5 protein-coding genes are annotated in these 5580 nt (G+C 63.4%); 4 read left to right on the top strand and 1 reads right to left on the bottom strand.

The features are described 5' to 3' along the window. The first annotated feature begins 63 nt into the window (after positions 1-63). A complete protein-coding gene (locus tag ACI8UR_RS12105; protein WP_415087918.1) occupies positions 64-861 on the top strand; it encodes an HNH endonuclease in 798 nt (265 codons plus the stop codon). A gap of 242 nt (positions 862-1103) precedes the next feature. Then, positions 1104-1817, top strand: coding sequence for a competence/damage-inducible protein A (locus ACI8UR_RS12100; protein WP_411715865.1), 714 nt, complete (start codon positions 1104-1106; stop codon positions 1815-1817). A gap of 18 nt (positions 1818-1835) precedes the next feature. Here ACI8UR_RS12100 and ACI8UR_RS12095 read toward each other — a convergent pair whose 3' ends face one another. Beyond that, entirely contained in the window at positions 1836-3062 is a 1227-nt protein-coding gene (locus tag ACI8UR_RS12095) for a site-2 protease family protein (protein ID WP_411715866.1), read from the bottom strand. A 73-nt stretch (positions 3063-3135) separates the two neighbouring features. Between ACI8UR_RS12095 and ACI8UR_RS12090 the strand changes: the two genes are divergently transcribed. Continuing rightward, positions 3136-3513 carry a cupin domain-containing protein gene (locus ACI8UR_RS12090; RefSeq protein ID WP_411715867.1) on the top strand — a complete coding sequence of 126 codons (378 nt, stop codon included), beginning with the start codon at positions 3136-3138 and terminating at the stop codon, positions 3511-3513. A 153-nt stretch (positions 3514-3666) separates the two neighbouring features. Beyond that, the coding region (locus ACI8UR_RS12085) for a DEAD/DEAH box helicase (RefSeq protein WP_415087917.1) at positions 3667-5580 on the top strand (1914 nt) is incomplete at its 3' end.

Below are 5580 nucleotides of genomic sequence, written 5' to 3'. Positions count from 1 at the left end.
TTCAATATTAATCAGCCACGGCGTCAACCGAACGTTCTAGTTTGAGGACGAGAAACGCGGCGTATGGCTGATTGTCCGTCATGCGGACGCTCGTTCGCGTCCGAACGGGGGGTTCGTGTCCACCACGCTTCAACCCATGGCGAGCCATTACCGAATCGGACGTGCACACGTTGTGATGCAGAGTATTACAGCGAATACGAGAAGAAGTACTGCTCCGATGAGTGTCGATCCGGAGCAGTCTCGTTCGAGGGAGAGAACAACCCGAATTACAGCGGCGGAAAAGAAACCGCGGAATGCGATATCTGTGGGAGCGAGTTCGAGTATTACTCGTCGGAGAAGAAGGGGCTGTACTGTCACACCTGCGTAAACGAGGAACCCTGGCGACACACACCGGATATATCAGGGGAAAACAACCCTCGCTGGTCGGGTGGCGAACAAGAGCTTGCCTGTGATTGGTGCGATTCGAAGGTCGTCCGCCAGCAGAACAATATCAACGGTGAGCACGTCTTCTGCAGCACGGACTGTCAAAGCGAGTGGCTCTCCGAGGCGTTCACCGGGGAAGGCCATCCGAACTGGCGGGGTGGCATCGAGGCCAACTACGGACGTGGGTGGAACCGCGTCAGAAAACAGGCGCTCGAACGCGATGGCTACGAGTGTGTGCTTTGCGGCACCTCGAAGGAAGAACTCGGTCGGAACCCGGACGTCCACCACATCGTTCCAGTTCGTGCCTTCGTGGAGACGCCGGCCACCACGGAAATAGACGCTCACTACCTCAAAAACGTCGTATCGCTGTGTCCGGCCTGCCACCGAAAAGCGGAGTTCGGGCGGATGAGCCGTGAGGTGCTGGTAGCGGCGACCTGATCAGGTCGATTGACAACGACGTAGTTGGTGTCGCTCGTGCCGCTGACGGACTCCCAAGTATCGCCGCCGTCGGTGCTCACCTCGGCAGCGCCGAAGGTGTACCGGCCCGTCGCCTCGGGGGGCCCGGGGCTTCGGCGAGATAGCTCACGGACGGTGACTGCTCGGGCGACTCGGGGGCTTGGAAGTTGGCAAACGACGGCGCGGGTGGGAAGGAATAACCGTTCCGAGCCCGCATCTGAGGTATGCAGGCGGCGATACTCACTGTCGGCGACGAGCTGTTGGCCGGTGACACGGAGAACACGAACGCGACGTGGCTGTCCCAGCAACTCACGGAACGCGGCGTGACCGTCGAGCGCGTACTGACGGTGCCCGACGAGCTGTCGGTCATCGCAGAGGCGACGCGGTCGTACAGTGACTCCTTCGACGCGGTCATCGTGACGGGCGGCCTAGGGCGGACGCCCGACGACGTCACCATCGACGGTGTCGCGGCGGCGTTCGACCGCCCACTCGTCGAGAACGACCTCGCGCTCGCGGACGTCGAACGCACGCTCGAAGCCATCGCTGGGAATTACCCAGACCTAGATGTCGATGCCGCGGAAGAGGCGCTGTTGCCCGAGGGATCGCGTCCGCTCATCAACCACGCGGGACTGTCGCCGGGCTGTGTCGTCGAGAACGTCTACGTGTTCCCGGGGATTCCGCCGGAGATGAAACGGATGTTCGAGGAGGTCGAAGCGGAGTTCTCCGGCGACGCCGACTCCCGATTCGTCTACACCGACGAGCCGGAGGCCAACCTCATCGAGCGGCTCGATGAGGTGCAGAAACGGTTCGGCGTCAAGGTCGGCTGCTACCCCGACCGCGAGGCGGGCCACAACCGACTGAAGCTCACGGCCGACGACGAGACGGCCCTTTCGGAAGCCGAGGCGTGGCTCACCGAGAACGTCACGCTGGCCGAGTAATCGAAGTCAAAACCCGACTCAGACACGGTTGCCCTCCAGCGTCTCGGGAGGCACGGCGTCTTCGCCACCGATGGGTCGGCTACCGGGCGTGCCGCCGGATTTGGCAATGTCGAGTGCGGTCATCACGTCGGTTCGGGAGAGGAGGCCGACGAGCCGGCCCGATTCCTCGTCGGTCTCACCTTCCATGACGAGCAGGCGGCCGATGCTGTTCTCCTGCATGCGCTCGAAGGCGTCCATGACCGGCGTGGTGGGCTCGACGGTCTGAAGCTCGCGACTCATTATATCCTCGACGCGGAAGGCGTCTCGTTCGACCTGGTCGACCTCACGCGCATCGGAGAGCGTGACGATGCCGACGACGCGGTCGCCCTCCATGACCGGATAACCGGTGTGTCGCTCCTGGAACATCCGCTCCGTCAGCTCCGCGACGGTCGTCTTCGGCGAGACAGTGTCGAGACGGTCGCGCGGCGTCATCACGTCCTGAACTGAGACGCCCTCTAAGGCGGCTTTCATCACCGTCCGGGTCGCCTCCGAGGAGGCGGCGATGTAGATGAAGAAGGCGAGGATGATGAGGAATATGTTGAAGCCGGCGAGGAGCCCGAAGAGACCGAGCATGATGGCGAACAGCTGGCCGACGCGGGCAGCCTGCTGTGTCGCCTGTGCGTGCGGCCGGTTCCGTGCCAAGATCGCACGGAGGATTCGGCCACCATCCATCGGAAAGCCCGGCAGCAGATTGAACGCGGCGAGGACGACGTTCATGACGGCCAGATACGCCAGCGTGAAGCGAGCCGCCTCGAGCAGGAAGCCGTTGCTGGGGACGAGAGTGAAGACGAGATAGGTGCCGCCGCCGATGAGCACCGAGACGATGGGGCCGGCGATGGCGATGTTGAACTCCTTCTTCCAATCTTCGGGAATCTCATCCATCTGTGCGATACCGCCGAGCAACCACAGCGTGATGGATTCGATGGGCACGCCATAGCGGCGAGCCACGAGCGAGTGGCCGAACTCGTGGGCGACGATACAGACGAACAGCCCGAGCGCCGCGACGGTGCCGATACCGTAGCGCGCCGCCGTCGAGACGGTCAGCGACTCGAAATCGATGGCGAAGCGAAGCGTCTCGTTGAACAGGATGTCCAGCTGGCCGAGCTGAAGCCCGATGATGTAGGCGAACACCGGCAGGATGAGCAGGAACGTCAGATCCAGCTCGATTGGGATTCCGAACACGCTACCGACCCGGAAGCTCTTCATGTTACTCCCTCCGTCGCCGCGATACTAAAATACTCACCGGGAAATCGAAGTAGACGCGACTCGTAGCGACGGTATGACAGAGGAACGACCCCGACCGATGGTTCGCCGCGCCGACGACATCGAATACGAACGCGTCGACGCTGCCGACGGGATGCAGAAGGGCGTCCTCGTCGGCCCGGAGCACGGCGCGCCTAACCTCGCTATCCGGCGGTTCGTGTTAGCACCCGGCGCCGAGGTGCCGAAACACACCAACAAAATCGAGCACGAGCAGTACGTACTGGCGGGCACCTACACCGTCGGTATCGGCGACGAGGAGTACGCGGTCAGCGAGGGCGACTCGCTTCTCATCCCGGCCGGCACCGTCCACTGGTACCGGAACGAGGGCGACGAGGACGGTGCCTTCATCTGTGCGGTACCGAACGGCGACGACGAAATCACGCTCGCCGAGTGAGCTATCGGCGAACGCGGCCCCTCACACCGAGATTCGGCGACGACGTCCTCGTCCCACTCCGCCGCGGTGAACGCCGGCAGCGTCTCGACGCTCGTGTCACCCGCCCACACGCCTCCCGGACAACTGAAATACCCGGATAAACTATATCCGAGCGTGTCACAGCAGGTCGCTGACGTCGATACGCTGTTCCTCCACGAGGCCGGCGACGACTACACCGTCGTCGTGCGCCGCGACGGAGAGCGACTGCTACGCGGCCGCCTCGAACTGAAGGAAACCGGCGCCGGCCCCCGTCCCGGTCGGTTCCGTGTCAAGGACGGCGACGACGAGGTGCCGCGCCGCCCCGAACAGTTCATCGAGATGGCGCGCCGCGCCGCACGCATCCGCATTTCCGAGCAGACCTCACGCGGCAAGCGCGGCGAACTCGAAGCGATGCTCGACGGCTACCAACTCGACGCAAAGCAGGTTCGCACCTGCCGTATCTGTGCGAACAAGGGCCGATACTCACCGCTGACCACCGAGACGGCCATCAAATCCGACGACGAGCATATCTGTCCCGATTGTGCGAAACGGGAACTCGAACGCGAGGCGAACTACCGTGGCCTCCAATCGGGCGCACGCGACCGCCTCGAAGACCTCCTGCTCGAAGTCGGCGACCTCGAACGCGTCGCGAACCTCCTCTCCGGCCAGCTCGACCCCGAGCTGACGAAATTCGACGAAATAAGCGCCACGACGGACGACATCGACCTCGTTTCGACGCGCGATATCGACGTCCACAGCGACCTGAAATCGAACCTCCAGCGGTTCGACGAACTGCTGCCCGTCCAGAGTCTGGCCGTCGAGAACGGCCTGCTCGAGGGCCGCGACCAGCTCGTCGTGAGTGCGACGGCGACCGGGAAAACGCTGGTCGGCGAACTCGCCGGCATCGACCGCGCACTGAAAGGCGAGGGCAAGATGCTGTTTCTCGTCCCGCTCGTCGCCCTCGCGAACCAGAAGTACGGCGACTTCCAGGACGAATACGGCGACCGCCTCGATATCACGCTTCGGGTCGGCGCCTCACGCATCCGCGACGACGGCAATCGATTCGACCCCAGCGCCGACGTCATCGTCGGCACTTACGAAGGTATCGACCACTCGCTCCGGACGGGCAAAGACCTCGGCGACATCGGCACCGTCGTCATCGACGAGGTGCACAACCTCGGTGAAGACGAGCGTGGCCACCGCCTCGATGGCCTCATCACGCGGCTGAAACACTACTGTGAAACCAACGACCAGGACACCCAGTGGGTGTATCTCTCCGCGACGGTGGGCAACGCCATCGAACTCGCCGGCCAGCTCGGCGCCCAGCTCATCGAATTCGAAGAACGCCCCGTCCCCATCGAACGCCACGTCACCTTCGCCGACGGCTCCGAGAAGGTCGACATCGAGAACACACTCGTCAAGCGAGCGTTCGACTCGAAATCCTCGAAGGGGTACCGGGGCCAGACCATCATCTTCACGAACTCACGGCGCCGCTGTCACGAGGTCTCCCGCCGTCTCGAATACGACTCGGCACCGTACCACGCCGGCCTCGACCACGGCCAGCGGAACCGCGTCGAACGCCAGTTCGGCGACCAGGACTTGGCCGCCGTCGTCACCACCGCCGCGCTGGCTGCCGGTGTCGACTTCCCCGCCTCACAGGTCATCTTCGATTCGCTGGCGATGGGTATCGAGTGGCTTTCCGTCCAGGAGTTCGAACAGATGCTCGGCCGCGCCGGGCGCCCGGACTACCACGACACGGGTACCGTCTACGTCCTCGTCGAGCCCGACACCACCTACCACAACTCCATGGAGATGAGCGAGGACGAGGTGGCGTTCAAGCTCCTCAAAGGCGAGATGGAGCCCGTCATCACCCGCTACGACGAGACGTTCGCCATCGAGGAGACGCTCGCGAACATCACCGTCGCGGGCAAGCGCGCGAAACATCTCAACGACCGCATGATCGGCGAAGTGCCGACGAAACACGCGGTCGGCAAGCTGCTCGAATACGAGTTCATCGACGGCTTCGAGCCGACCGCTCTCGGTCGCGCC

The sequence above is a fragment of the Natronomonas sp. genome, assembly GCF_047616845.1.
In the GTDB taxonomy this organism is placed as follows: domain Archaea; phylum Halobacteriota; class Halobacteria; order Halobacteriales; family Haloarculaceae; genus Natronomonas.
Note: the sequence above shows the minus strand (reverse complement) of the source record. Positions and strands in the feature narration are given on the sequence as shown.

Excerpts from the sequence above, each read along its gene's own strand:
- ACI8UR_RS12105 (WP_415087918.1), top strand. The coding sequence starts at position 64 with ATGGCTGATTGTCCGTCATGCGGACGCTCGTTCGCGTCCGAACGGGGG.
- ACI8UR_RS12100 (WP_411715865.1), top strand. The coding sequence starts at position 1,104 with ATGCAGGCGGCGATACTCACTGTCGGCGACGAGCTGTTGGCCGGTGAC.
- ACI8UR_RS12095 (WP_411715866.1), bottom strand. The coding sequence starts at position 3,062 with ATGAAGAGCTTCCGGGTCGGTAGCGTGTTCGGAATCCCAATCGAGCTG.
- ACI8UR_RS12090 (WP_411715867.1), top strand. The coding sequence starts at position 3,136 with ATGACAGAGGAACGACCCCGACCGATGGTTCGCCGCGCCGACGACATC.